The organism is Sphingomonas sp. Leaf22, from assembly GCF_001421715.1.
In the GTDB taxonomy this organism is placed as follows: domain Bacteria; phylum Pseudomonadota; class Alphaproteobacteria; order Sphingomonadales; family Sphingomonadaceae; genus Sphingomonas.
Map to the genome: position 1 here is coordinate 200,015 of NZ_LMKP01000044.1, position 24,337 is coordinate 224,351.

The following is a 24,337-nucleotide window of genomic DNA, read 5'->3' on the forward strand; positions in this document are numbered from 1 at the left end:
TAGGCCTGCGCGCTCGCGCCGGTGAAGCTGCCGCGCCCCTCGGCGGTGGCGGTCACATTGGCCGCGTTGACCGTGGTTCCGCCGCGATAATTGTTCTGGACGATGTCGCTGTTGAAATAGGTGCCCTCGACGAAGCCATAGAAGCGATCGGTCGAGCGCGCTTCCAGCTTGCCGAGCAAGCTGTAGCCCTTGTCGTGAATGTCGAAATCGCCGCGCTGGAGCGCGCAGGTCGGCACGTCGATCCCGCCCGAACGATATAGGCGGAAGTGTTGTTGTAGGTCTGGCTGTAGCGATCGTCATGCCACGACGCCGCACCGACGAACCCGAAGTCGCCGTCGGCCCCGAAGGTCCGCTTGACGACGAGGTTGCCGATCTTGCCCGGCCCGTGGCGGTCGGGTGCGCCGCCCTTGTCGAACAGGTTGAGGCCGAAGTCGCCCTTGGTCACCGCCGCACCGCCCAGATCGAACGCGCGCAGCGTGTTGATCGACAGGTGCCAGCCGATCGAGTTGGCGTCCATGTCCGGCGTCACCGTCTTGGTGACGACCAGTTCGTTGATCGCCATCGCCGGCACGGTGTCGAGATAGACGGCGCGGTCGTTGCGCGTGGAATCGAAGAACATGCCACCGTCGAGATCGACGCTGTTATAGTTGCTGTCGAGACCGCGGATCGTCGCATACCAGCCCTTCTGGAACTGGAAGCCGCGCTGCAGCGACACGCCCGGCACGCGTGCCAGCGCGTCGGCGATGGTCTGGTCGGGCAGCTTCTGGATTTCGAGCGCGCCGACACTGTCCACCATCGCGAGGCTGGAACGCTTCGCGTCCTGCGGCGCGCGGCTGAGCCGGCGCTGCCCGGTGACGATAATGTCGTTCTGCGGTTCGACGTCCGGCTGCGCGGTCGCCATCGCCGCGCCCGCCTGCCCGCCGGGATCGCCGGCCACGGTCTGGGCAGTCGCCGGTACGGCGATGAAGATCGCGCTGGCGAGCAAGCCGGCGCGGCGCTGAATGGTGATGGTCACGATATCCCCCTTGGATCGAAGCGGTGCAACGGATCGCACCGGGTCGACGGCTCCCTACCCCGCGATCATGACGCTATTAAGTACACTTAACTTAATACTCGTTTGGCGTGAGGCTGCCATTTGGATAGACGCGACCGGGATGGCTTCCCTGTCCCCCCTTCGATCGCTGACCATAGCGGACCGCCGGCTTGCCGCCCTGCTGCTCGATGACGGGCCGATGCTGCGCAGCGAACTTGCCCGGCGGATCGGGGTGAGCCGACCGGCGATCACCCAGATGCTCGCCAGTCTCGACCGATACGGACTGGTCGAGGAAGGGGAGGCGACCCGGGGAACCCGGGGACAGCCCGCCCGCCCGGTCGGCATTCGGGGAAATGCCGGTTATTCGGCCGGGGTCAGCTTTTCGCACAGCTATCTCGATGTCGCGATCATCGACATTACGGGGCGTGAAGTCGCGTTTCACCGGGCACGGCTGACCGAGCCGACCCCCGATGCGGTCGCGGAGGTTGCTCGCCTCGCGCTGGCAGCGGCACGCACACAGGCGACTATCGGCACCGCGGATCTGATCGGGCTGGGCTTTGCGCTTCCCGGCGATTTCCGCGTCGACACCTTGGAGCTTCAGGCACACCGGTATTTCCCGGCATTCGATCAGCTGGATGCGCACGCATTCTTTCAGTCGCGCTTCGCGGAACCGGTTTTTATCGAGAATGACGGACGTACCAGCGCGATGGGCGAACGGCTTGCCGGATTGGGTCGGGGGTGCCGCGACTTCCTGCTGATCCACATCGGACACGGCGTCGGTGGCGGTCTTTTCCTCAACAATCGCCTGTATCGCGGCGCGCATTTCAACGCCGGCCCGCTCGGCACGTTCTTCCCGCTGGATGCGCCGCGCCCCTCGGGACAGGATCTGCTCGAGACGTTACGTAGGCGCGATATCGCGGCCGGCGACTTCGATGCGCTGGACGCCATCGCCGACGAGCATCCGGGGGAAGTGGAGGCGTGGTGCGTTCGGGCAGGCGGACAACTCGCTCCCGTCCTTCGTCACGTCGCCGATCTGATCGACCCGGCCTTCATGATCGTGGGTGGCCGCCTGCCTGCCCGGCTGTTGGCCAAGGTGGCACGCGCCACCGGTTTTCCGTCCGAAAACGCCCCGGTGCGGTTCGCCGGTCAGGCCCCGATCGTCCGACCGTCGTTGCTGGCCGCACGCGCGGGAGCGATCGGAGCCGCTTCGATTCCCGTGCTGGATCTTTTCCACCCATAGCTTGGGAAAAGCGGAGGCGGCGGCTCGGGCCAAGAACAACGGCGAACGACTATAAGTTTCGCCGAGGCCGCACGGCGCGTCGAGACCCCCGATGCCGAACTGCGCGCCGGCCATGATGCCTGCATCGACGCTGCCCGTCGCGACATGGCGCGTTTCGGCCACACAAGGCGTCCCCGCGCTGGTCATGAGGATGCGCGGGGCAGTCGTCTGCTGCCGATCGCCAAACCGTTCAGCGCAGCCGCAGCGCCTTTCGCACCTTGTCCCACGCGACGAATTTGAAGTTCTGCGTCTCCGGCGCGTTGTCGCCGTCCTGTGCGACCATCAGGCCGTGGCGCAGGCCGGGGCCGAAATCGCCGAGCATCAGGTCGATGCCGTCGGTCTCGCTGGTCCCGTCGATCGCGCCACCGCCGATGCGGAAACGGCCGGCATAGGTGACGCCCGGCAGGCGGTAGAGGGTGTACGCATTGTCGCCCTGGCTGCTGACGACCAGATAGCCGCCATCGCGGCCCTTAGGGGCCAGTGCCAGCCCTTCGGCATCGGCGACCAGCGTCGTGCCGTCGACCTTCGCGACGGCCATGCCGGTGACGGGCGCGGCGGGATCGGCGGCGAAGCGCCACAGGCCGATATCCTCCTCGGCGACGTAGAGCAGCCCCGTCCGGTCGTCGACCACACAGCCCTCTGCCTGCGTGCCGACCTTTATCGACCGCACGGTGCGGACCTGCGGCGTCGCGCCGGTCGTGTCGATCGACACCTGATCGATGCGGCCGTCCTTCATCACGACGAAGCCGAACAGCGCGTGATCGCGCGCGCGGGTCCACAGGCACATGCCATAGGCTTCGCCGGGACCGACCGGATAGCGGCCCATCGGCACCAACTTGCCCGCAACCGTATCGAGGGTGAAAAGCGCGACATGCGCCTCGCCAACGTCCGCACGGTCGCTGGCGACGGCGATCACCCTGCCGCCAACGTCCCGCAGGTCGACATTGTTGAGCCGCGCGGCAGGCGTGAAGCTCAGCCGTTTGCCCGACAGCGCATAGACATGGATACCGGCCTGCTTATCGGTGCCGATCACGAGGCTAGCGGCCGGATTGCGCCGGTTGCGCCAGATGGCGGGATCGTCGGCGGCGTCGGCAGCGGTGTCGACCGGATCGGTCTCCGCCACTGCGGCGACCATCGGCACAGCATTCGGCGTCACCGGCGGCGGGGGCGTTACCGCACACCCGCCGAGCAGCAACGCCGCGACCGCGAACCGCCGCATCAGAAGTTCACCCGCACGCCGGCCTGATAGCGGCGGCCGAACGTCTCACGCTCGATCGTGTAGCGGGCGTCGCGGACGTAGCGACGGCCGGGACCGTTCAGCAGGTTGCTGAAATTGCCGAACAGTTCGACCTGGCTGGTGACCGCATAGCGCAGCGAGGCGTCGAGTTCGTTATCCTTTGCCCAGTAGAAGTCGCCGCCGTCGACACCACGATTGACACCGTTGATGACATCGAACGCACCTAAGTCATCGAGCCATCGCGAGCGGTTCTGATACTGAACCCGCGCCGAGAAGCCGTATTTCTCGTAATAGGCCCCGATATTGTACACCGCGTTCGACGCACCCGGCAGCGGTACGCGGCGGCCATCGGGGGTCTCGGCGCGGCTGCGGTTGAGCGTGGCGTTCAGCTGTACGCCGAAGCCGCCTACCCAGTCGGGCAGGCCGAGATCGGTCACGAACGGATCGAGCTGCTGCTGGATCGCGCCCTCGACACCGAGGATCGAGCCGTCGCCGCCATTGTCGATGGTCGAATACAGGTATTGCGACCGGTCGACGCCGCCGAAGTTCAACAGATCATTGCCAACCGTCCGTGTCGTGTCGAACAGTACGCCACGCAATCTCTTGTAATAGGCGCCGAACGACAGGAAACCGCTGGGGACAGCATAATATTCGACATAGGCGTCGACGCCCATCGCCTTTTCCGGCTTCGCTGCCGGATTGCCGCCCTCGATGGTGAAGTTTCCGTCATTGATCGACAGGTTCGGACGAAGCTGATCGTAATCAGGGCGTGCTGCGCCGGTGCTGAACGACAGCCGCGCCTTCGTATTTTCATCCACGTCGTAGTTGATGTGCAGGCTCGGATAAACCAGCGTCTGACTGGTTTTCACTTCGAGACGCTGCGGTCCGGTGCCGAACGCGCCGGAGTCATTGCGGATATGCTCGATCCGCGCGCCGCCGACGACATTGCCCCATTCGGTGACGACCGTCGCCATCGCATAGCCCGAATAGATGCGCTCGTTCACGTCATACAGGTTGGCGGTCTGGTCGACATAGCGGCCGACCGTCTTGGCGCGGTCGACGAGGTCGAGGAGCTGGTCCTTGCCGAAATACTGGAAGGTGTAGCCCAGCGGGATTTCGCCCTGGAATCCGCCGGGGATCGCGATCTGGCCATAGCCGGTCGGGATGTTGGCGGCGGCGAACTGCGCGGCGGTGTTCAGGTCGAGCAGGCGTTCGTCGACCGACTTGGTGCGATCGTCGAAGCGCAGGCCGACCGCAAAGGTCGTCTTGTCGCCGAACAGTCCGTCGACATCATGCTGCACGTCGAGGCGCGCGGTATAGGCGTCGGTGGTGTCGGCCGCGAGCAGCGAGCGCAGGCGGACAAGTGAACGCGGGAAATCCTCGATCGCGGTCACCCGGGCACCGCGGGCAAAGGTGCCATTGGTGTTGCGGATGGTCCGGAACAGCTGGACGCGTGCCAGTTGCGGATCGGTGAAGTCGTAGCCGACGGTCAGCCGGTTGGCGGCGTTCGCGCCGTTGGTGCCGAACGACGGGCTGTCATAGTTCAACTGTGCGGGCTGGGTCCGGTCGTCGATCGAGCGGCTATAATTGGCCCGCCACGATACGCGCCACGTGTCGAGATCATGGTCACCGCCCAGCGTGTTGGTGAACACCGACTGCTTGTACGCGCGCACGGTGAAGTTCGAATTCAGATCGATACCGTACACCGTGCCCTGAAGCGGGGTGTTGCCGGTGCAAATATCTGCATAGCCGGTCGTGCCGGTGGCCGGCGTCGCATTGACCGCGCAGGCAGCGGTTGCGGTCGACAGGCGTGACTGCTGATCGTCGAGATCGAAGATATAGTTGTTGCGCTGTTCGTCGTCCTGGAACGCCGAATAGATGGTTTCGGCGAAGATGCGGTGGTCGGGCGACGGCTTCCAGTCGAGCCGGGTCGACAGCGCATAGTTCTTGCGGACGAGGCGATACAGCTTGTTCTCGGTTTCGCGTGCCCAGATGCGGTCGGCAAAGCCCGGCCGCGCGTCCTGCGCCACGGTTTCCCAATCGGTCTCGAAATTGTCGGTGACCATGCCGCGCCGGTACAAGCTGGCCGACGAGGCAATGCCGAATTCACCGATGCCGGTGTCGAACCGGTCGGACACGACCAGCGATCCTTCGAATTCGCGACGGTCGCCCAGTTCGACCAGACCATAGGCGGCCTTGCCCGCGACATGGAACCCGTTCTGGTCGAAACCCGAACGGGTGATGATGTCGACATTGCCCGAAATGGTTTCGCCGACCATGTCCGGGGTCACCGCCTTGCGGACGATGATCTGCTTGGCGATCGCCGACGGAATTGAATCGAACCGGGCGGCGCGACCTTCGGGGCTGACGACGTTCACGCCGTCGAACGACAGCGTGGTCCAGCGCTTCGGCGCGCCGCGCAGGTTGACGTAGCGGGCCTGACCCTGGTCGCGCTCGACGCCGACACCGGGCAGGCGGCTGATCGCCTGAGCGATGTTCTGGTCGGGCAGGCGACCGACCGCGTCGGAGGCGATGACCGAGACGAGCGCGGTGCTGTTGCGCTGGATTTCGAGCGCGGCGGCTTCGGATTCGGCGATCGGGCGGCTGCCGCGCACCACGATTTCCTGTTCCTCTTCGGGGGCCACCGGATCGGCGACGACCGGCATATCCTCGACCGGATCGGCCAGCGCGGCGACGGGCAGGAACGCCGCGCCCGTCAGCAATGCGCGCACGACGACGGCCCGCGAGGACCGGGCGAAGATACCAACCATGTCAGAAAGCCCCTTGTTAGGGGAGCGTTAACGCTCCCGCCTTGGGGCTGCCCCTGACGTCGGGGGGTGAAACGACGGTTACGGCCGCGTTACGTAATCATTACAACGGGCGCTGTTGCCGATCGGCAACAGCGCCCGCCTTTCGTGACCAGAAGGGAGCGTAGTTCGTCTATCCCTCTACCTGATCGACATACGCGCCATAGCCTTCGCTCTCCATCGCTTCGCGAGGGACGAAGCGCAGCGCAGCGGAGTTGATGCAGTAGCGCAGGCCACCGCGATCACGCGGACCATCGGGGAAGACGTGCCCCAAATGACTGTCGCCGCCCGCCGAGCGGACTTCGGTGCGGACCATGCCGTGCGTCGTGTCGTTCAGTTCGGCGACATTGGCGGGCTCGATCGGCTTGGTGAAGCTCGGCCAGCCGCAATGCGAATCGAACTTGTCGGCCGATGCGAACAAAGGTTCGCCCGACACGATGTCGACATAGAGGCCGGCGCGCTTCTCGTGCAGATATTCGCCGGTGCCGGGCCGTTCGGTGCCGCTCTCCTGCGTCACATGGAATTGTTCGGGAGTCAGGCGGGCGATTGCCGCCTCGGTCTTGCGATATTCGGTCATCATGGGCTTCCGTACTGAGGTGCCGGATAGATGGGGGCGCGACGGCGGGTTCGCAAAGCCGGTCAGAACAACTCGCCGAGGAACGCGACGACCGACGCCCAGGACCGGCGATCGGCATCGGCATCATAGGCCATGCCCTTCTCCGGCGCAGCGGCATGGGGGTTGGTGAAGGCGTGCATCGCCCGGCCATGCGCGTGCAACTGCCAGTCGGCATGCCGCGCGCCCATTTCCTCGGCAAAGACCAGCACCTTGTCCGGCGCGGCCATCGGGTCCTGCCAGCCATGTTCGACCAGCACCTTCGCCGCGATCGGGCCGTGACCGCCCAGATCGTTGCCATCGAGCATGCCGTGCAGGCTGACCACGCCCACCACGCCGTCGGCCCCGCCGCGCGCGAGGTCGAGGGCGCACAGCCCACCGAAGCAATAGCCGATCGCCGCGATCTTCGTCGCGTCCACCCGGTCGAGCGACGCGGCGAACGCAACGCCTGCGCGCATCCGCTGCAACAACGCGGCGCGATCGGACAGGAACGGGCCGATCAGATGGCTGTTGTCGCCCGCCGGATCGCCTTGCACGTCCTTGCCGAACATATCGATCGCGATGCCGACATAGCCAAGTTCGGCGAGCCGCTCGGCAGTCCGATGCTCGTCCTCGCCGCGTCCGGCCCATTGGTGCGCGATCAGCACGGCGGGGGCCGGGCCGTCCCCGGCGGGGAACACCACGCCCGCCTGCAACACCGTGTCGCCGTCGCGATAGTCGAACTGCTGCACCGTCATTCGTCCTGCTCCATGATGGGAAAGTCGCGCGCTGAACGGTCGGACCGGCTGGGGGGTTGCGCGTGGCCGGGTCCGCTTCGTACGATGCCGGCGAAGCGCCGGAATACGGGCGCGATTGCAGGAGGTTGCGCGATGTGGATGGTGTGGGCGACGATGGCGGCGGGGATCGCCACCGCCGGGGTGGCGCAGGACGCCCCGACGCTGGGTGCCAGCAACCATGCGGTCGATATCGCCATCGCGCCACCCGCCGGCGCGCCGACCTTTGCCGACGAATTTACCGGCAAGACCATCGACCCCGCCCATTGGCGCTTCGATACCAGCCGCAATCGTGACGGCTGGTACAATAACGAGCGGCAATATTATGCGCCCGCCGACACCCCTGCCAATGCCCGGATCGCCGATGGCGCGCTGGTGATCGAGGCGCGGCGGGAGAAACCGAAGGGCGGCGATTCCGGCGGACAGGACTATACCTCCGCCCGGATCGTGTCGGTGAAGCCGATGGGCTATGGCTTTTACGACATTCGCGCGAAGCTGCCGTGCGGGCGTGGCATCTGGCCGGCGCTGTGGATGCTGCCGCCCGATGGCAAATGGCCCGACGAGGGCGAGATCGATATCCTCGAACTGGTCGGCTACGAACCCGATCTGGTCCATGCGACGCTGCACACGGCCAAATTCAACCACGCCCGGGGCACGCAACGCGGCGGATCGCGCAAGATGACCGACGTTTGCGGCCAATGGCACAACTACCAATTCGACTGGACCCCGCAGGCGATCACCATCGGCATCGACGGGCGCGGCTATATGCGCGTCGCCAACGACCAGCCGGGCGGGCGCGCGGCATGGCCGTTCGACCGGCCGTTCGACCTGATCCTGAACGTCGCGGTCGGCGGCGACTGGGGCGGCAAGATGGGCATCGACGACAGCAAGTTCCCGCAATCGATGCAGGTCGATCATGTCCGCTACTGGCGGCGCTGAAGCGCGACGATCTCACCACAGGCGGGGATGAAGTCGACCGCGCGGGCGAGCGAATGGCCGCCGAGCACCGCGCGCAGCGTCGCGATCGGTCCGCCATGCGCGACGACCAGCACGCTCGGTTCGCGGGGCAGCGCCGCCCATGCGGCCAGCACCCGCTCGGCAAGGTCGCGTCCGCTCTCCCCGTCACCGGGGCGGTAGGTTTCGGGATCGGTCATCATCCGGTCCATCTCCGCCCCCGTCTCGCGCCAGATCGCGTTCCACGACCGGCCCTCCCACTTGCCGAAGTCGCGTTCGAGCCAGCGGGGATCGGTCGTGACGACGATGTCGCCGCCGCGCGCGATCCGCTCGGCCAGCCGCCCGGTGCGGAGTGCGCCCGAATGGACGATCGCGTCGATCGCGGTAGCGGCGAGGTCGGCGACGATCCGCGCCGCCAGTGTCTGGCCCTCGCGACTCCACCCCATGTCGGAACGGCCATAGCAGCGCCCAGCCCAAGCCTTCGCAACCGGCGGATGGCGCAGCAGCAACACCTTCACCGCGCGGCGACCGCCAGCAGCAGCGCCAACTGCCCCATCGCCGCCGCGAAGCCGAGACAGTCGCCGGTACTCCCCCCGATCCGTTGGACAAGGAACCGGCGCAGCCAGAGCAACAACAGGAGCATTGCGGCAAACGCCGCTCCCGTCGCGCCGGGCCGCAGCCACAGGATCGGCGCGAGGCCGGGCAGCGCCAGCACCCCCGCCAGCGCCAGCCGCCCCGGCGGCATCCGCCCGGCACGCACCGCCATCCCCGCGCCGCTGCCGACCGGGGCGACGATCGCCGCCAGCGTCACCGCGCACAGCCGCCCCGCCGTCGCCGCGCCGACGATCGCCGCCGCCGCGACCGGGGCCGGCAATGCGACCATCGCCGCGATCCGCAGCACCACGCTCAACGCCAGCCCGAGCGCGCCATAGCTGCCGATGCGGCTGTCCTTCATGATCGTCAGCGCGCGCTCGCCCGACGCGGTGCCGCCGAACGCATCGCAGAAATCGGCGACCGCATCCTCGTGAAACGCGCCGGTCAGCAACGCCTCGACGATCAGTGCCAGCGTCGCCGCGACCAGTGGCGGCCAGAACCAGCCGGCAACGACGAACACCCCCGCCGTCACCGCGCCGATCAGCGTGCCGACCGGCGGCAGCCACGCCATCGCCCGCGCCAGCCCCGCCGCCGCCTGTTGCGCCGTCAGCCGGGCGAGGATCGGCACCGGCAGCCGGGTGAGGAACTGGACCGCCAGCAACGGCGCGGCCCAGCGCGGCACGTCAGTCGGCACGATCCGCCCCGATCTGATCGAGCCGCACCACGTCGTTGAGCAGCGCCGACGCGGCATCGAGCAGCGGCAATGCCGTCAGCGCGCCGCTTCCCTCGCCCAGCCGCATCTCCCAGTCGAGCACCGGCGTCAGCCCGAGCGCGGCAAGCGCCGCCTGATGCCCCGGCTCGGCCGAACGATGCCCCGCGATCATCGCCTTCGCACTGCCCGGCGCGAGCGTCTGCGCGATCAAGGCGGCGGCGGTGGCGACATAGCCGTCGAGCAGCAGCGTCACCCCCCGCGCTGCGCCCGCCGCATAGAAGCCGGCCATCCCCGCGATTTCATAGCCCGCGACCGACGCGATCGCTGCACGCGGATCGACCACGCCCCGTGCGCGGTCGGTCGCTACGGCAACGACGCGGCGCTTGGCGGCAAGCACCGTGTCGTCCGCCCCTGCCCCGCGCCCGACCGCCGCTTGCGCGTCGAGTCCGGTCAGCAGCGCGGTCAGGCAGGCGGCCGGGGTCGTGTTGCCGATCCCCATTTCCCCGGCGATCAGCAGCACCGCGCCTTCGTCGATGGCGCGCTCCGCCTCGCCGGCACCGATACCCCACGCCGCATCGAACTGCGCCACGGTCATCGCCGGCCCGGTCCCCAGCGGCGCGGTGCCGTCGGCCACGCGGGCATCGCGGAAGAACGACGGTCCCGCGACCCGCGCACCCGTCATGCCGACATCGACCAGCCGCAACGGGCAATCGGCGGCAGCGGCCAGCGCGTTGCTGGTCGCTTGGGCACACAGGATGGTCGCGACCATCATCGCCGTCACCTCGGACGGCCATGCCGACACGCCCTCCGCCACACAGCCATGGTCGCCCGCGAACAACACCGCCTGTCGGGGCGAGGTCCGCGCGTCGATCCGCCGCTGCGTCAGCGCCAGCTCGGTCGCCAGCGTCTCCAGCCGTCCCATCGCCCCGCGCGGTTTGGCCAGCGCGTCGAGATGCGCGCGAATGTCGTCGATCATGGGGCCTCCCCGGCAATGTCCAGCAATGCGTCGATATCCAGCGCCGCTTCGAGCGCCCGCGCCACCCCGTCTAGCGCGGCGTCGATACCCTCGCGCCGGTCGAGCGGGTCGGCCTGTGCGCCGATCCGCCGCAACAGGCTCGCGCGGGCGCTGGCGGCATCGAACAGGCCGTGGACATAGCAACCGGCGATCTGCCCGTCGCGCGCGACTGCACCGTCCGGCGTCCCATCGGCGAAGCGCAGCAGCGGCGGCGCGCCCGGCGCGACGGTCGTGACGCCGGCATGTATTTCATACCCGGCGAACGCGGCACCATCGACCAACGTCCCCGTGATCGGCCGCGTCGTTTTCACCCCCGCGATCACCGTATCGATCGGCAGCAGACCCAGCCCGGCGACCCGCCCCGCCGGTCCCTCGATCCCGTCGGGGTCGGCAATCGATGCCCCCAGCATCTGATACCCCCCGCAAATCCCCAGCACCTGCCCGCCGCGCCGGACATGCGCGGCAAGGTCGATATCCCACCCCTGTTCGCGCAGGAACGCGAGGTCGGCGATCGTCGCCTTGGTCCCCGGCAGGATGACCAGCGCGGCATCGCCCGGCAGTGGCTGGCCGGGCGGGATCATCCGCAGCCGCACCGCCGGATCGTGCGCCAGCGCGTCGAAATCGTCGAAATTGGCGATGCGCGACAGCATCGGCACCGCGATCAGCGGGCCTTCGCCGCGCTCGGCCCCGCGACCCAGCGCCACCGCATCCTCGGCGGGCAGGCGCGCGGCGTCCGCTAGCCATGTTACCAGCCCGATGTCGCGCCAGCCGGTCCGCGCGACGATCTCCGCGCGACCATCGTCGAACAGCGCCGGATCGCCGCGAAACTTGTTGACCAGGAAGCCGCGGATCATCGCCGCGTCCTGCGGGTCGATCACCGCCTGCGTCCCGACCAGCGCCGCGATCACCCCGCCGCGATCGATATCGCCGGCCAGCACCACCGGCACCCCCGCCGCCCGCGCAAAGCCCATGTTCGCGATGTCGCCGGCACGCAGGTTGATCTCGGCGGGCGATCCCGCGCCCTCGACCACCACGATATCGGCATCGGCCGACAATCGGCGATAGGCCGCCAGCACCTCCGCCAGCAATTCCGGCCGCCGCCGCCGGTAATCGCCCGCCGCCATCGTGCCCGCGACCCGCCCGCCGACGACCAGTTGCGACGTGCGGTCGCTCTGCGGTTTCAGCAGGACCGGGTTCATGGTCGTAGTCGGCGGCACCCGGCACGCCATCGCCTGCAACGCCTGCGCCCGGCCGATCTCGCCGCCATCGGCGCAAACGGCAGCGTTGTTCGACATATTCTGCGCCTTGAACGGGCGCACTCTGAGGCCGCGATCGGTCAGCAGCCGGCACAGCCCGGCGACCAGCACCGATTTGCCGACATCCGATCCGGTCCCCTGAATCATTACCGCAGCCATGCGACGCCCCCGACCAGCAGCCACAGCAACAGGCAGGCGGTACGATAGATGCCGAGCGCACAGGTCAGATCGCCGGCATCGGGCCGCGGCCCGTCGCCCAGCACCGCACGCTGCGTCGGCTCGCCATCATAGCTCACCGCCCCGCCCAGCCGCCGCCCCAGCGCCCCCGCCATCGCCGCCTCCGGCCAGCCACCATTGGGCGAAGCATGGTGGCGCGCGTCGCGCAGCATCGCGTGCCAGCCGCCGCGTCCGGCCAGCGCGATCAATGCCCCCGCCAGCCGCGCCGGCACGAAATTGACGACATCGTCGGCTTTCGCCGCCGCCCAGCCGAACGCGCCGAGCGCCGGCGTGCGATGCCCGACCATCGAATCGGCGGTGTTGATCGCCTTCACCGCGAACAGCCCCGGCAGCCCGAACAGCAACAGCCCGAGCGCCGGCGCGACCACCCCGTCGCAGAAACTTTCGGCCAGACTTTCGATCGCCGCCGTCGCGACGCCGGCTTCGTCCAGCGCCGCCGTATCGCGCCCGACGATCATCGCCACCGCTTGCCGTGCCGCCGCAAGATCGCCCGCCATCAACGGCCGTGCCACCGCCGCGACATGATCGTGCAGGCTGCGCTGCGCCAGCCCCGTGGTGGCGACCAATGTCGTGACGACCGTCCCCAACCGCTCGATCGCCAGACCCAGCACGACCGACAGCGCAACCAGCAGGACGACCAGCGCCACCCCCTCTAGCCGCCGCCGCCGGTTCCAGCGCCGTTCGAACCATCCGATCAGCGCGCCAACGCCCATCACCGGATGCCACCAGCGGCGCGGATAGCCGAGCGCCGCCTCGACGATCAGCGCCGCCAGCACGATCACCGCGCGACCGGCAGGATGTAACGATGGCCCTGCGCCGTGCGGCCGATCTCGACATCGATGCCATAGGCCTCCGCAATCGCCGGCGCGGTCAGCACGTCGTCCGCCGCTCCCGACGCGACGATCCGCCCGTCCTTCAGCAACACGGCGTCGTCCGCCACCCGCGCCGCCAGATGCAGGTCGTGGAGCACCAGCACCACGCCCCGGCCGCCCGCCGCGACCCCGCGCAACCGCGCCAGCACATCCAGTTGATGCGCGGGATCGAGGCTGGCGAGCGGTTCGTCGGCGAGCAGCCAGTCCGGCTCCCCGGCCAGCACCCGCGCCAGCAGCGCGCGACCGCGCTCGCCGCCCGACAGCCGCTCGACGCCCCGCCCGGCCAGCCCGGTCATGTCGGTCGCCGCCAGCGCCGCCGCCACCGCAGCGCGGTCGGCCTGCGTCTCACCCCAGCGGCCGCGATGCGCGAACCGGCCGAGGCCGACCAGCGTCGCGACGTCGATGTCCCAATGCACGTCGGCCGATTGCGGCAACAGCCCGATCGCCCGCGCCCGCGCCCGCCGGTCGATCGCCTGCACGTCCGTCCCACCCAGCCGCGCTGCACCGCTATCCGGCCGGCGCAACGCGGCGAGGCAGGCGAGCAGGCTCGATTTGCCCGCGCCATTGGCCCCCAGCAGCGCGGTCACCCGCCCCGGCCGGAACGCGAACGACACATCGTCGAGCACGCGCTTGCCACCGAGCATCAGCGAAATCGCATCGGCCACCAGATCGGTCATGCCAGCCTCCGCCGCATCGCGAACAGCAGATAGAGGAAGAACGGCCCGCCCAGCATCGACATGGCGATACCGAGGCGCAATTCGCTGACCGTCGGGGCCAGCCGCACCAGACTGTCGGCAAAGGTCAGCAGCACCGCCCCTGCCAGCGCCGAGGGCAGCAGGATTGCTGATGGACGATTGCCGGCGAACGGCCGCACCATATGCGGCACGATCAGCCCGACGAACCCGATCATTCCCGCCGACGCCACCGATGCGCCGACCGTCAGCGCGACGCCGGCGATGACCAGCCGTTGCAGCCGCGCCGGATCGACGCCCATCGACCGCGCCGCCGCCTCGCCCAGCGTCAGCGCGTCGAGCGACCGCGCGGTCAGCGCCAATACGCCCATACCCGCAACGATGAGCGGCGCGGCGACCAGCACATCGTCCCAGCTGCGATCGGTCAGTGCGCCCATCAGCCACGTCACGATCTGCGACGATACGAACGGCGTCGGCGCGACGCTGATGGCCAGCGCGGTCAGCGATCCGGTAATGCTGGTCAGGATCATGCCGCCCAGCGTGAACAGGATCAGGCTGCCCGAACGACCCGCGATCAGCGCCAGCAGCGCCATCGTCACCCCTGCTCCCACCAGCGCGAAGCCGGGCAGCAGCCACATCTGCGCGGCATAGCCGAAATACAGCGCCATCACCGCCCCGAATGCCGCGCCCGACGACACGCCGAACAGCCCCGGATCGGCCAGCGGATTGCGCAGATAGCCCTGCATCACCGCCCCCGACAGCCCCAGCGCGCTCCCCACCAGCAGCGCCAGCACGGTGCGCGGCAGGCGCAGTTCGACGATGATGATGGAACGCGGATCGTCGGCGGTCCACGCGTCGAACGGCACCCACACCTTCCCCGCCGCCACCGACAACGCGGCCGCGATCAGCATCAGGACGAGCAGGCCGAGGGTCAGCCGCTTCACGACGTCACCTGCGCGCGCACCTGTCGCAACCGCGCCATCGCCGCGATGATCGTCGGCCCGCCGCAATTCATCAACCGCGTGGGGTATGCGGCGACGGTAATATGCTTCCCCAGCCGCCGCACTGCCGGATGCCCGGTCATGCGGTCATCCTGCACGCCCTCCGGCGCGGTCGACAGCAGCACACGCGGCGGATCGGCGACCAGATATTCGAGCGGGAGGATATCCCATTGCTTCAGGCCGTAGCGGGCGCTCATGTTGCGAAACCCGGCGCGGTTCAGCAGATCGTCGGTCAGCGTGCCTGACCCCGGCACCAGCCCGTTCCCCTGCCAAACCAGCGCACCGACCGGGCGTGTGGTCGACGGGATCGCCGATGCTGCGATGCGGGCGGCAAGCATCTGGCCGCGGTCGGCATGGCCCGTGGCCGCTGCAATCTCACGCACCTGCGCCATGCTTTCCGGCACCGATTCCGCGACAGGATATTGCACCAGCGCGATCTTGAGCCGCTTCAATGCGGCAATGGTCGCCGGTTCGACATGCGGACCGGCCAGCACGATATCGGGACGCAGCGCGACCACTTCCTCGGCCGTCCCGGACGTCGCCTTGAACCGCTGCGCCCATGCCAGCGGCACCGAGGTTGCCCGCGTATCCCGCGAATAATGGCTGATGCCGACGATCTGCGCCGGGTCGGCGACGAAGCGCAGCACCGCATCGACGCACGGATTGATCGACACGATCCGGGGCGCACGCGGCGCGGCCGACACCAGCGCGGGTGCCGCCAGCAACAGGGCGAGCGGACGGATCAATATTCGACGCCCTTCTGCGCCTTGAACCCGGCATGATAGGGATGCTTCACCTCGCCGAATTCGGTGACCAGATCGGCGAGGTCGAGCAGCTCGGGCTTCGCGTTGCGGCCGGTGATGCAGATATGCTTGGTGAGCGGCCGGTCCTTCAAGAACGCGACGATCTCGGCGATCGGCAGCGTATCGTCGCGCAGCACGATGTTCAGTTCGTCGAGGATGACGAAATCGATCGCGGGGTCGAGGATCATCTCCTTCGACCGTTCCCATGCCGCACGGGCGGCGGCGATGTCCTGCGCGCGGTCCTGCGTTTCCCAGGTGAACCCCTCGCCCATCACCTCGAAGCTGGCGAGATCGGGATGGGCGTCGAAGAAGTTGCGCTCGCCCGTCTCCCATTTGCCCTTCACATACTGCAGGATCGCGACGCGCATCCCCCAGCCGATGCTGCGGATCGCCATGCCGAACGCGCTCGACGACTTGCCCTTGCCATTGCCGGTATGGACGATCAGCAGCCCGCGTTCGAGCGTGCGGCGCGCCTGCATCTTTTCGCGCGCCACCGCCATGCGCTGCATCCGTGCATTGTGGCGGGCGTGATCGTCGGGCGTCTCGGTCATCGGGGAAACTCCGCTAGGGCGGTGGTCAGGCGCGACAATGCCGCGTCGTCGGGTGGCAGGCCGATCCGCAACCGGTCGCGCCGGTCGGCGAACGGTCGGGTCAGGATGGCATGGTTGCACAAATGGCGGAACAGCGCGTGCGCGTCGCGGGCCTCGATCAGCCGGAACAGCGGCGCGCGGCCGACGATATCGACCCCGGTCAGCACACGGTCGAGCAGCGCGCCGACCGTCGCGATCCGCTCTGCCTGTGCGTCGGCAAAGGCGCGATCGGCATAGGCCGCCGCCCCGATCCGCACCGCCGCACTCGACACCGGCCAGTCGCCGAGCAGGTGACGCAGCGCGCCCGCCACCCCGCTCCCGGCAAGGACGAAGCCCAGCCGCAATCCGGGCAGGCCATAGAATTTGCCGAACGATCGCAGCACGATCAGCCGGTCGGACGCCTCCGCCGCCAGACCGCCCACGGGATCGGCATAGGCTTCGTCCACCACCAGTGTCATCCGCCTTGCCACCGCACGCAGATCGTCCGCCGGCGTGACGAAGCCATCGGGATTGGCGGGGCTCGCCAGCACCAGCAGATCGGCATCGCCCGGATCGCCGAGCGCCGCCACCGCGCTTGCGTTCGGCCATGCAGCAGCGTGGCCGGCATAGCCCGGTCGCACCACCGCCGGTCGCCTGGCGGCAAGGATCACCGCCAGCAACCGCAGCGCCAGATCGGTGCCCGGCACCGCGACCACCGACGCCGGATCGGCGACCCCGAACGCCTGCGCCGCCACCCGTTCGAGTTCGGCCAGTTCATCCGGTTCGGGCAGCCGGTCATGGCCCGGATCGATCGCACCATGGGGATACGCCCATGGCGCGATGCCGGTCGACAGGTCGATCCAGTCGTCTCCGCCGAACGCACGCATGGCGGCGGTCACCCGCCCGCCATGCGCACAGAATTCGGCGAGGTCGTGCATCAGTAGCGGAGCCGCACGCCGCCATAGGCAGCGCGTCCCGGCGTCCCGTACTGGAAGATCGTCTGATAGCGTTCGTCGAACAGGTTTTCGACGCGGCCATAGACGTCGATCCGCTCGGTCACCGGGAACGACGCGCGCAAATCGGTCAGGACATAGCCGTCCAGTCGCCGCGCGTTCGACGCATTGTCGAAACTGTCGCCGATCATCGTGACGGTCGCGCCGACGCCAAGACCGAACGCCCAGCGATAATCGGCGTTGACGGTCAGGCTGTCGGCTGGCCGCCGCGCCAGCTTGCGCCCGAAATTGGCGGTCCCGGCCGACCGGTTCTCGGCGTCCAGCCACGTATAGGCGGCCACGACGGTGAACGCCTCGACCGGCCGCAGCTTCAGCGCGACTTCGACACCCTTCGCCTCGGCACGGGCGATATTGTCATAGGTGCCGTTCGGCTTGCCGACACAGACGCCGGTCGTCACGCCGAAGCACGAGACGAACGCGATCAGATCCTTCGACGTGCGATCGAACCATGTCGCGCTCGCCTCGACCGCGCCGTTCAGTCCGCGCTGGGTAATGCCCGCATCCCAGCCCTGCGAACGTTCCGGGGTCAGCGCCGCATTCCCATATTCGCTCTGCAACTGGAACAGGGTCGGTGCCTTGAACCCTTCCGAATAGCTTGCGCGGAACACAGTGCTGCCGGCGTTCGGCGACCACACGCCGCTGCCCGAAAACACCGTCGCCCCGCCGAAGACATTATGGTCGTCATGCCGCACGCCGCCGGTCAGCGTCAGGTTCTCGATCGGCGTCACCGCCAACTGGCCATAGACGCCCAGCAGCCGCGCGCGACCGGTAGCAGTCGGACCGCCGAAGCTCGACGTGGTGAAGCGCGACACCTCGCGCTCGACGCCGAAGGTCGCGAACACTGCGTCCGTCACGTCGAACGACCCCTGATAGTCGATACGGTCGTTGCGCCCCTTCCCCCGGAACGTCTCGGTCGGCGTGCCATCGGGGTCGGTATTGGTCCGGTTGCTCGACGTATGGGCATAGCCGACGCGGTTGCGGAACCGCCCGTCAAACAACGCGGCGTTCAGGCCGGTATAGCCGGTCCATTGCTCGGCATCGCCGTACTCGCGGGTATCGCCGAAGCTGAAGCTCGGCGCGGGAAAGCCGTCGATCTCGGTCCGTCCGTTCGAATAGAAGCCGCGGACATCGACCGATACGCTGTCGGCCAGCGCCACCGACACGCTACCGTTCGCGCCATAGCTGCGATAGCCATCCTTTTCGCGACCCGGCGCATAGGCCGAGATGCCGTCGGTGGTCAGGAAGCCGCCGCCGATGCTGGCCGATACCGGCCCCGCCTTGCCCGAGATGTTGGCGAACCCCTGTCCGGTACCGAACGAGCCGCCCTCGCCGCGCACGTTGATCGACAGATCGTCGGTCGGCTGGCGGGTGATGAGGTTGACGACGCCGCCGATCGCCTGGCTGCCCCACAGCACCGACTGCGCCCCGCGCAGCACTTCGATCCGGGCGATATTGCCGATCAGCAGATTGCCGAAGTTGAACCCGCCACCCGGCGACGACGGGTCGTTCAGCTTCACGCCGTCGATCAGCGCCACGGTCTGGTCGCTGTCGGCGCCGCGGATGTTGACGCTGGTCGTGGTGCCGATGCCGCCGTTGCGGGTGACGGTGACGCCCGGCGTCTGGCGCAACAGGTCGGACACGACCACCGCCTGCCGCTGTTCGATGGTGGTCAGGTCGAGCACGGTGATCGCCTGCCCCACGGTATCGACCGGGCGGGCTTCGCGGTTGGCGGTGACGACGATCTCGTCGCCTTCCCCCGCCACGCGTTCGAGGCCGAGCGACGATTGCGCGCTCTGCGCAAAGGCCGGGGCCGCCGCGAACAGGCACGGCAGCAACAGCAAACGGGTCTTCGAAATCTTCATGAGGCACTCCCCCCTGACATAACCAAGGGGACGCGCACCGATGCCGCCGGAACAGGCTGTTCCCATGCGCGCACGACCCCCAACGACGTCGTCACGCGAGGAAACCCTCGATCGCCCGGCACACCCCGTCCGCGCGAAGGACAACCGCGACGGGCAGGTCTCCTGGCTTCCGGGTCGTCGCCTTGCCCGGCCTTCCCGGACAAAAGTCCAGTGGCACACGGGGGAGCAGGGCTCGCCGGTCACAGTTGCGGGGGCAGCCCCGGATGGCGCGTCCAAAACGCGCTTCCGGGTTCCCTTTTCATCCCGTTTCTGGGAACCTGTCGCATCCGCGCCCTTAGAGCGCATCGGGGCACAGGACAAGATGGCGACGACAACCCTGTTCGTGGGCGGCGCGCGCTCGGGCAAGAGCCGGCTGGCGCAGCAGGCGTGCGAGGCGCTGCCGGGGCCATGGACCTATCTCGCCACCGCAGAGGCGTGGGACGAGGAGATGACCGACCGCATCGCCCGCCACCGTGCCGATCGCGGGCCGGGATGGCAAACGGTCGAATGCCCGATCGATCTGGCCAGCGCGATCGATGCGGCGACGGGGCCGGTGCTGATCGATTGCCTGACGCTGTGGCTGTCGAACCTGATGCTCGGCGACCATGATATCGACCGCCACACCACCGATCTGCTCGCCGCGATCGGCCGCGCGCCGCATCCGGTGCTGCTGGTCGGCAACGAGGTCGGCATGGGCATCGTCCCCGACCATCCGCTGGGCCGCCGGTTCCGCGACGCGGCGGGGCGACTCAATCAGGCAGTGGCGGCGACGGTCGACCGCAGCTGGTTCGTCGTGGCGGGGATGGTGTTGCCGCTCGAGCGGTTCGATCCGGCGACCTGACCGTACCCCCGCGCAGGCGGGGGTCCAGAGCCGCAAACGCCGCGCCCGATTACCCTGGATCCCCGCCTGTGCGGGGATACGAATGGGTTAAGGTGCCACCACCTCCCGCAACGGCGTCCACGCCACGTCATACCGCCCGTTATCCACCGGTGCCGACGGCGCGCGCCCGTCGAACATGTTGTGGAGATACTGCATCCCCTGCCACGCCGGAAACACCTGATCGCGCGCGGGGAACAGCCGGCGCGTCACCCCGATCATCCGCGACAGCGCCCCCAGCGATCCGGCGCGCAGCAGGCCATAGGGCCGCCCCGTCACCTCGCCCATCAGCGCCGCCAGATCGCGGGCGCTGACCTCGGCCCCCGCGATATGCAGGTCGCGCGGCGCGGCGGGATCGAGTGCGGCGGCGGCGGTATAGGCGGCGACATCGTCCTTGGTCGTCAGCGCGAACTTCGTGTCGGCATCGCCCCAATAGAGCACCCGACGCACCCGCCGCTGGATCAACGGCATCTGTCCGTTGAGCATATCGGCGAACGCGCCGTTCAAGATCGACGTCGCCATGATCGGCGCGGTGTCGATCCGGGTGCGGAACGCGCGGCGCAGGTCGAAATTGCGGTTGGTGCCGGTCGGCAGCGCGCGGTAATCGATCGAGAAATCGGACGGAATGAACCGCGCCGCGCCACCACCCAGCGCCGCATCCAGCAGTCGTGTCTGGGTTTCCAGAATCGTCTCGCCCAACCCGTTCAGCGCCGACACCACGCACACCACGCCGCGACAGGCATGGGCCAGCGCCTGCGCATCGTCGAAATCGACCGGACAGGGTTCGGCCCCGATCGCTTCCAGCGCGGCAAGCCGATCGGCCGCCGTCCCGGCGCGGACCAGCGCGCGCACCTTCGCACCGCGCGTCACGGCCGCCTTCGCGATCCGTCCGCCCAGATCGCCGGTCGCCCCGGCGACGATGATCGTGTCGTTGGTCGTTTCCCGCATCAATCCTCCGAACCGCCAGGCGACGTCGTGCGTTCCCCGACGCGGCAACGCAAGGGGGCGGAAGGGATGAATCAGGATTGGCCACGCTGCCCGATCTGCGGCAACGCCAACTGGCACGACCGCGCGCTGCCCGAATGCACCCATTGCGGGCTGGCGGTCGCCGATCTGGCCTTCGACCCGCCCGCGCTTCGCGCGGCGATCGACGACACCCTGCGCACCGGCACGCCCGAGCGCGGCTTCGCGCTGTCCCCCCATGCCCGTCGCAATGCCGCATGGGCGCTGGGACTGGTCGACGGCAAACCGGCGACACCGCAGCCACACGCCGTCACGCTCGGCATGATCGCCCGCGCCGGTGAGGCGGACGGGATCGCGGCGATGCTGGCGGGGTTGCGACCCGACTTCCCCCGCGCGATCGTCCTGCTCGACGGCACGCGCGACGACGCGGCGGCACTGGCCGGACGGGTGCCATGGGCGCGGATCGTCGCGCATCCGCTGAACGGCGACTTCGCCGCGCAGCGCAACCAGGTGCAGGCATTGGCGACCGGCTGGGTACTGCAACTCGATACCGACGAACTGCCCGATGCCGCCTTGCTCGCCGCGCTCGGCTGGCTGACCGCAGCGGCCGATCGCGACGGGCTGCGATCGCTCGGCCTGCCGCGCCGCAACCGGGTCGACGGGGTGCCATCGGCGCTGTGGCCCGACATCCAGTACCGGCTGAACCGGGCGGAAATCCGCTTCGCCGGCGTCGTCCATGAACGCCCGGTGGTGCCGTTCGAACGCACCGCGCTCGCGCTGGCCGGGGCGATCGACCATTTTCTAAGCCGGTCGCGCGTCGTCGAACGGTCGCGCGTTTACGAAGCCATGTCGACCGGGGCCGGCCGCCCCAGCGACGAGGCCGCCCTGCTCCGCCCGTTCGCCGCCACGACATAGGCCGCCGCCGTCTCCGCCGCGAGGCCGGCGCGGGTGAACCGCCCCGCCGCCACCCGCGCTGCGGCCGACAGCGCCAGCCGCAGCGCATCGTCGCACAGCATCCGCCGCAAGACCGCGCCCAGCGCGATGGCCGTGCAATCCTGCGCCAGCAATCCCGCGCCACTGCCGCCGACGAACAGCCTCGCGCTCGGGTCCTCGCCGCACGCCGCGATCGGCCGGCCGAACGTCATCGCCTCCTGATACACCAGCCCGAAACTCTCGTAGCGCGACGGCGCGACGACGATATCCGCCGCCGCCAGCGCGGCATGGAGCGCATCGTCCTCGACCCGGTGATGGACGTCGATCCGCCGGAGCGCCGCCTGTGGCAACCGGTCGAGTTCATGGCGGTGCAGCCCGATCATCGTCAGGCGGAAATCGGGCAGCGTGCCGGCATCGGCCTCCGCCGCCAGCGCGGGCAGCGCGCCGATCAGCGCATCGGTTCCCTTGCGCGGTTCGTTGCGCCCGACAAACAGCAGGCGCAACGCGGCATTGCCGGGCGGATAGGGCGCGGCCTGTCCCGCCGCCACGATCGCGGGCGGCAGGCTCAGCCCGATCACGGCATGTCCCGGCCCCGGCGGCACCGTGCCGTACAGCGCCGCGACCTTCGTACCATGCGCTTCGGTATTGGAAATCAGCCCGGCGGACTGCCGCGCCGACAGCGCCTCCAGTGCCACCGCCGCCCAGCGGTCGATCCGGTCGCGCAGGGTGCGGGGCTTGGCGGCGCTGGTCGCGACCGGCGTCGAATTGCGGGTGACCAGCGGCACCGGCCCGGTCAGCGCGACCCACAGCCCCGGCGCATACCAGTTGGTCGCCTCGACCACGTCGAACGGGCGCTCGGCATGCAGCCGCCGCACCGTCCGCGCGATCATCGCCGGGCCGCATGCATGGCCGATGCCCGGCCAGCGCCGCAACCGGGCCAGCCAGCCATCGCCCTGCGCACCGATCACCTCGACCGCGCCGTCCATGCTGCGGTCGCGGCGATCCATCGTCACGACGCGGACGTCATGCCCCGCCTCGGCCAGCGCCTGCGCGATCTCCTGCGCCGCGCGCGACAGGCCGCTCTTTTCGGGGGGATAGGCCCAACTGATGAGTCCGACCCTCACGCCACCGCCCCATGCGCCAGCGCGATCCGTTGCCGGTACAGCGCCACATATTCCTCCGCCATGCGGGTCGCGGTGAAGCGCGCCTCGAACCGTTCGCGCACCTTCGCCCGGTCGAGCGTGTCGATCCGCGCCAGCGCCGCGACCGCCTCCTCCTCGTTCTTCACGACGAAGCCGGTGACGCCGTGGTCGACGACCTCGCGCACGCTGCCGCGATCCCATGCGATCACCGGCGTGCCGCAGGCCATCGCCTCGATCATCACCAGTCCGAAGGGTTCGGGCCAGTCGATCGGGAACAACAGCGCCGCCGCTTCGCCCAGCAAGGCCTGTTTGCCGCGGTCGTCGACCTCGCCGACGTGGTCGGCATCGTCGCCCAGCAACGGTGCGACCCGTTCGTCAAAATAGCGCGGATTGCCGACATCGATGCCGCCGGCCAGCCGGATCGGTCGCCCGGCCACGCGCGCGACGCGGATTGCGACATCGGGCCGCTTCTGGTCGGTCATCCGCCCGATAAACGCGACCCCCGGCCCGCCCGGACCGGCCGAGAACCGCTCGGCCGGAATGCCGTGATGCACCACCCCCGCGCGGTTGGCGCGCGGCAGGTCGCGCGCCTGCGCCGCCGAGATCGCGACGACCGGCAATTCGGGAAAGCTGTGGAAGAACAGCTTGCGGTCGAGCTCGTCCAGCCGCCAGTGGACCGTCGTCACGCTCTGCCCGATCCGCTTGCCGAGCACCGCGGCATGGGCGAACTCGCCATGGCAATGGACGATGTCGAACTCGTGCAGATGCTGCGCCAGCAGTCCCAGTTGCGCCGCTTCCAGCGCGGCGGGCACGCCCGGCGCGACCGGCCCGTGATACGCCTGCAACGCCTGCAGGCTGGGATGCGCCGACAGGTGGCGGGCGGTGGTGATGCTGTCGCTGGGAGCGATCAGCGTCACGTGATGACCCATCGCCATCAACGCCTCGGTCAGATCGGACACGACACGTTCGGTCCCGCCCGTCCTGCCCGGTGGCGTGGGGTAGATGACGGGGGCGATCTGCGCGATCCGAAGCGGGGATACCATCGCCCACCGGAACCAAGC

At 68.8% G+C, this 24,337-nt stretch carries 23 protein-coding genes and 1 riboswitch; of the genes, 4 read left to right on the plus strand and 19 right to left on the minus strand.

What is annotated here, in order from left to right; all coding sequences use genetic code 11:
• Positions 1-52 precede the first annotated feature (52 nt).
• Positions 53-1,015, minus strand: a complete 963-nt coding sequence (locus tag ASE70_RS20830; RefSeq protein ID WP_056507809.1) for a TonB-dependent receptor plug domain-containing protein — start codon at positions 1,013-1,015, stop codon at positions 53-55.
• Between the two features lie 139 nt (positions 1,016-1,154).
• Between ASE70_RS20830 and ASE70_RS18175 the strand changes: the two genes are divergently transcribed.
• The gene (locus ASE70_RS18175; protein WP_056507811.1) at positions 1,155-2,273 is read left to right on the plus strand and encodes an ROK family transcriptional regulator; all 1,119 of its coding nucleotides are present in this window, start codon (positions 1,155-1,157) and stop codon (positions 2,271-2,273) included.
• Between the two features lie 229 nt (positions 2,274-2,502).
• Here ASE70_RS18175 and ASE70_RS18180 read toward each other — a convergent pair whose 3' ends face one another.
• From ASE70_RS18180 to ASE70_RS18195, 4 genes are all read right to left on the minus strand, one after another.
• Entirely contained in the window at positions 2,503-3,531 is a 1,029-nt protein-coding gene (locus ASE70_RS18180; RefSeq protein WP_056507813.1) for a phytase, read from the minus strand.
• Positions 3,531-6,320 (minus strand): TonB-dependent receptor, encoded by a 2,790-nt coding sequence (locus ASE70_RS18185; RefSeq protein WP_056507815.1) that lies wholly within the window; start codon positions 6,318-6,320, stop codon positions 3,531-3,533. Before ASE70_RS18185 ends, ASE70_RS18180 begins: the two co-directional genes overlap by 1 nt.
• A gap of 169 nt (positions 6,321-6,489) precedes the next feature.
• A complete protein-coding gene (gene msrB, locus ASE70_RS18190) occupies positions 6,490-6,933 on the minus strand; it encodes a peptide-methionine (R)-S-oxide reductase MsrB (RefSeq protein ID WP_056402511.1) in 444 nt (147 codons plus the stop codon).
• Between the two features lie 62 nt (positions 6,934-6,995).
• Entirely contained in the window at positions 6,996-7,706 is a 711-nt protein-coding gene (locus ASE70_RS18195) for a dienelactone hydrolase family protein (RefSeq protein ID WP_056507817.1), read from the minus strand.
• A 132-nt stretch (positions 7,707-7,838) separates the two neighbouring features.
• On the opposite strand from ASE70_RS18195, the gene ASE70_RS18200 reads away from it, so the two are divergent.
• Positions 7,839-8,681, plus strand: a complete 843-nt coding sequence (locus tag ASE70_RS18200) for a glycoside hydrolase family 16 protein (protein WP_082451132.1) — start codon at positions 7,839-7,841, stop codon at positions 8,679-8,681.
• Here ASE70_RS18200 and ASE70_RS18205 read toward each other — a convergent pair.
• The 11 genes from ASE70_RS18205 to ASE70_RS18255 are packed head-to-tail and all read right to left on the minus strand — an operon-like array spanning position 8,666 to position 19,322.
• Positions 8,666-9,214: a histidine phosphatase family protein gene (locus ASE70_RS18205; protein WP_056507818.1), complete on the minus strand. Its 549-nt coding sequence runs from the start codon at positions 9,212-9,214 to the stop codon at positions 8,666-8,668. The two genes, ASE70_RS18200 and ASE70_RS18205, sit on opposite strands and share 16 nt — an antisense overlap.
• Positions 9,211-9,984: an adenosylcobinamide-GDP ribazoletransferase gene (locus tag ASE70_RS18210; protein ID WP_235520058.1), complete on the minus strand. Its 774-nt coding sequence runs from the start codon at positions 9,982-9,984 to the stop codon at positions 9,211-9,213. The genes ASE70_RS18205 and ASE70_RS18210 overlap by 4 nt, the downstream gene beginning before the upstream one ends.
• Positions 9,974-10,978, minus strand: a complete 1,005-nt coding sequence (gene cobT, locus ASE70_RS18215; RefSeq protein ID WP_056507820.1) for a nicotinate-nucleotide--dimethylbenzimidazole phosphoribosyltransferase — start codon at positions 10,976-10,978, stop codon at positions 9,974-9,976. The genes ASE70_RS18210 and cobT overlap by 11 nt, the downstream gene beginning before the upstream one ends.
• Entirely contained in the window at positions 10,975-12,432 is a 1,458-nt protein-coding gene (locus tag ASE70_RS18220; protein WP_056507822.1) for a cobyric acid synthase, read from the minus strand. Before ASE70_RS18220 ends, cobT begins: the two co-directional genes overlap by 4 nt.
• On the minus strand, positions 12,420-13,289 hold the full coding sequence (cbiB, locus tag ASE70_RS18225; RefSeq protein ID WP_056507894.1) for an adenosylcobinamide-phosphate synthase CbiB: 870 nt from the start codon (positions 13,287-13,289) through the stop codon (positions 12,420-12,422). Before cbiB ends, ASE70_RS18220 begins: the two co-directional genes overlap by 13 nt.
• On the minus strand, positions 13,289-14,059 hold the full coding sequence (locus ASE70_RS18230; RefSeq protein ID WP_056507824.1) for an ABC transporter ATP-binding protein: 771 nt from the start codon (positions 14,057-14,059) through the stop codon (positions 13,289-13,291). The genes cbiB and ASE70_RS18230 overlap by 1 nt, the downstream gene beginning before the upstream one ends.
• The gene (locus ASE70_RS18235; protein WP_082439057.1) at positions 14,056-15,018 is read right to left on the minus strand and encodes a FecCD family ABC transporter permease; all 963 of its coding nucleotides are present in this window, start codon (positions 15,016-15,018) and stop codon (positions 14,056-14,058) included. Before ASE70_RS18235 ends, ASE70_RS18230 begins: the two co-directional genes overlap by 4 nt.
• The gene (locus tag ASE70_RS18240; protein ID WP_235520061.1) at positions 15,015-15,821 is read right to left on the minus strand and encodes a helical backbone metal receptor; all 807 of its coding nucleotides are present in this window, start codon (positions 15,819-15,821) and stop codon (positions 15,015-15,017) included. The genes ASE70_RS18235 and ASE70_RS18240 overlap by 4 nt, the downstream gene beginning before the upstream one ends.
• Positions 15,818-16,429 carry a cob(I)yrinic acid a,c-diamide adenosyltransferase gene (gene cobO / locus ASE70_RS18245; RefSeq protein WP_056402179.1) on the minus strand — a complete coding sequence of 204 codons (612 nt, stop codon included), beginning with the start codon at positions 16,427-16,429 and terminating at the stop codon, positions 15,818-15,820. Before cobO ends, ASE70_RS18240 begins: the two co-directional genes overlap by 4 nt.
• Positions 16,426-17,385, minus strand: a complete 960-nt coding sequence (locus tag ASE70_RS18250; protein WP_056507826.1) for an aminotransferase class I/II-fold pyridoxal phosphate-dependent enzyme — start codon at positions 17,383-17,385, stop codon at positions 16,426-16,428. The genes cobO and ASE70_RS18250 overlap by 4 nt, the downstream gene beginning before the upstream one ends.
• Positions 17,385-19,322: a TonB-dependent receptor plug domain-containing protein gene (locus ASE70_RS18255; protein ID WP_056507829.1), complete on the minus strand. Its 1,938-nt coding sequence runs from the start codon at positions 19,320-19,322 to the stop codon at positions 17,385-17,387. Before ASE70_RS18255 ends, ASE70_RS18250 begins: the two co-directional genes overlap by 1 nt.
• A 135-nt stretch (positions 19,323-19,457) precedes the next feature.
• A riboswitch (cobalamin riboswitch) is annotated at positions 19,458-19,658 on the minus strand.
• A gap of 25 nt (positions 19,659-19,683) precedes the next feature.
• Here ASE70_RS18255 and cobU point away from each other — a divergent pair.
• A complete protein-coding gene (gene cobU / locus ASE70_RS18260; protein WP_056507831.1) occupies positions 19,684-20,202 on the plus strand; it encodes a bifunctional adenosylcobinamide kinase/adenosylcobinamide-phosphate guanylyltransferase in 519 nt (172 codons plus the stop codon).
• A gap of 87 nt (positions 20,203-20,289) precedes the next feature.
• Here cobU and ASE70_RS18265 read toward each other — a convergent pair whose 3' ends face one another.
• Positions 20,290-21,186: an NmrA family NAD(P)-binding protein gene (locus ASE70_RS18265; RefSeq protein ID WP_056507833.1), complete on the minus strand. Its 897-nt coding sequence runs from the start codon at positions 21,184-21,186 to the stop codon at positions 20,290-20,292.
• A gap of 66 nt (positions 21,187-21,252) precedes the next feature.
• Here ASE70_RS18265 and ASE70_RS18270 point away from each other — a divergent pair, with 66 nt between their 5' ends.
• Positions 21,253-22,116 carry a hypothetical protein gene (locus tag ASE70_RS18270; RefSeq protein ID WP_056507835.1) on the plus strand — a complete coding sequence of 288 codons (864 nt, stop codon included), beginning with the start codon at positions 21,253-21,255 and terminating at the stop codon, positions 22,114-22,116.
• Here the strand turns inward: ASE70_RS18270 and ASE70_RS18275 are convergent.
• Both ASE70_RS18275 and ASE70_RS18280 read right to left on the minus strand, forming a co-directional pair.
• Complete coding sequence (locus tag ASE70_RS18275; protein ID WP_056507837.1) at positions 22,038-23,258, minus strand: glycosyltransferase family 4 protein; 1,221 nt, start codon at positions 23,256-23,258, stop codon at positions 22,038-22,040. The genes ASE70_RS18270 and ASE70_RS18275 overlap by 79 nt on opposite strands.
• Positions 23,255-24,319: a glycosyltransferase family 4 protein gene (locus ASE70_RS18280; protein WP_056402203.1), complete on the minus strand. Its 1,065-nt coding sequence runs from the start codon at positions 24,317-24,319 to the stop codon at positions 23,255-23,257. Before ASE70_RS18280 ends, ASE70_RS18275 begins: the two co-directional genes overlap by 4 nt.
• Positions 24,320-24,337 lie beyond the last annotated feature (18 nt).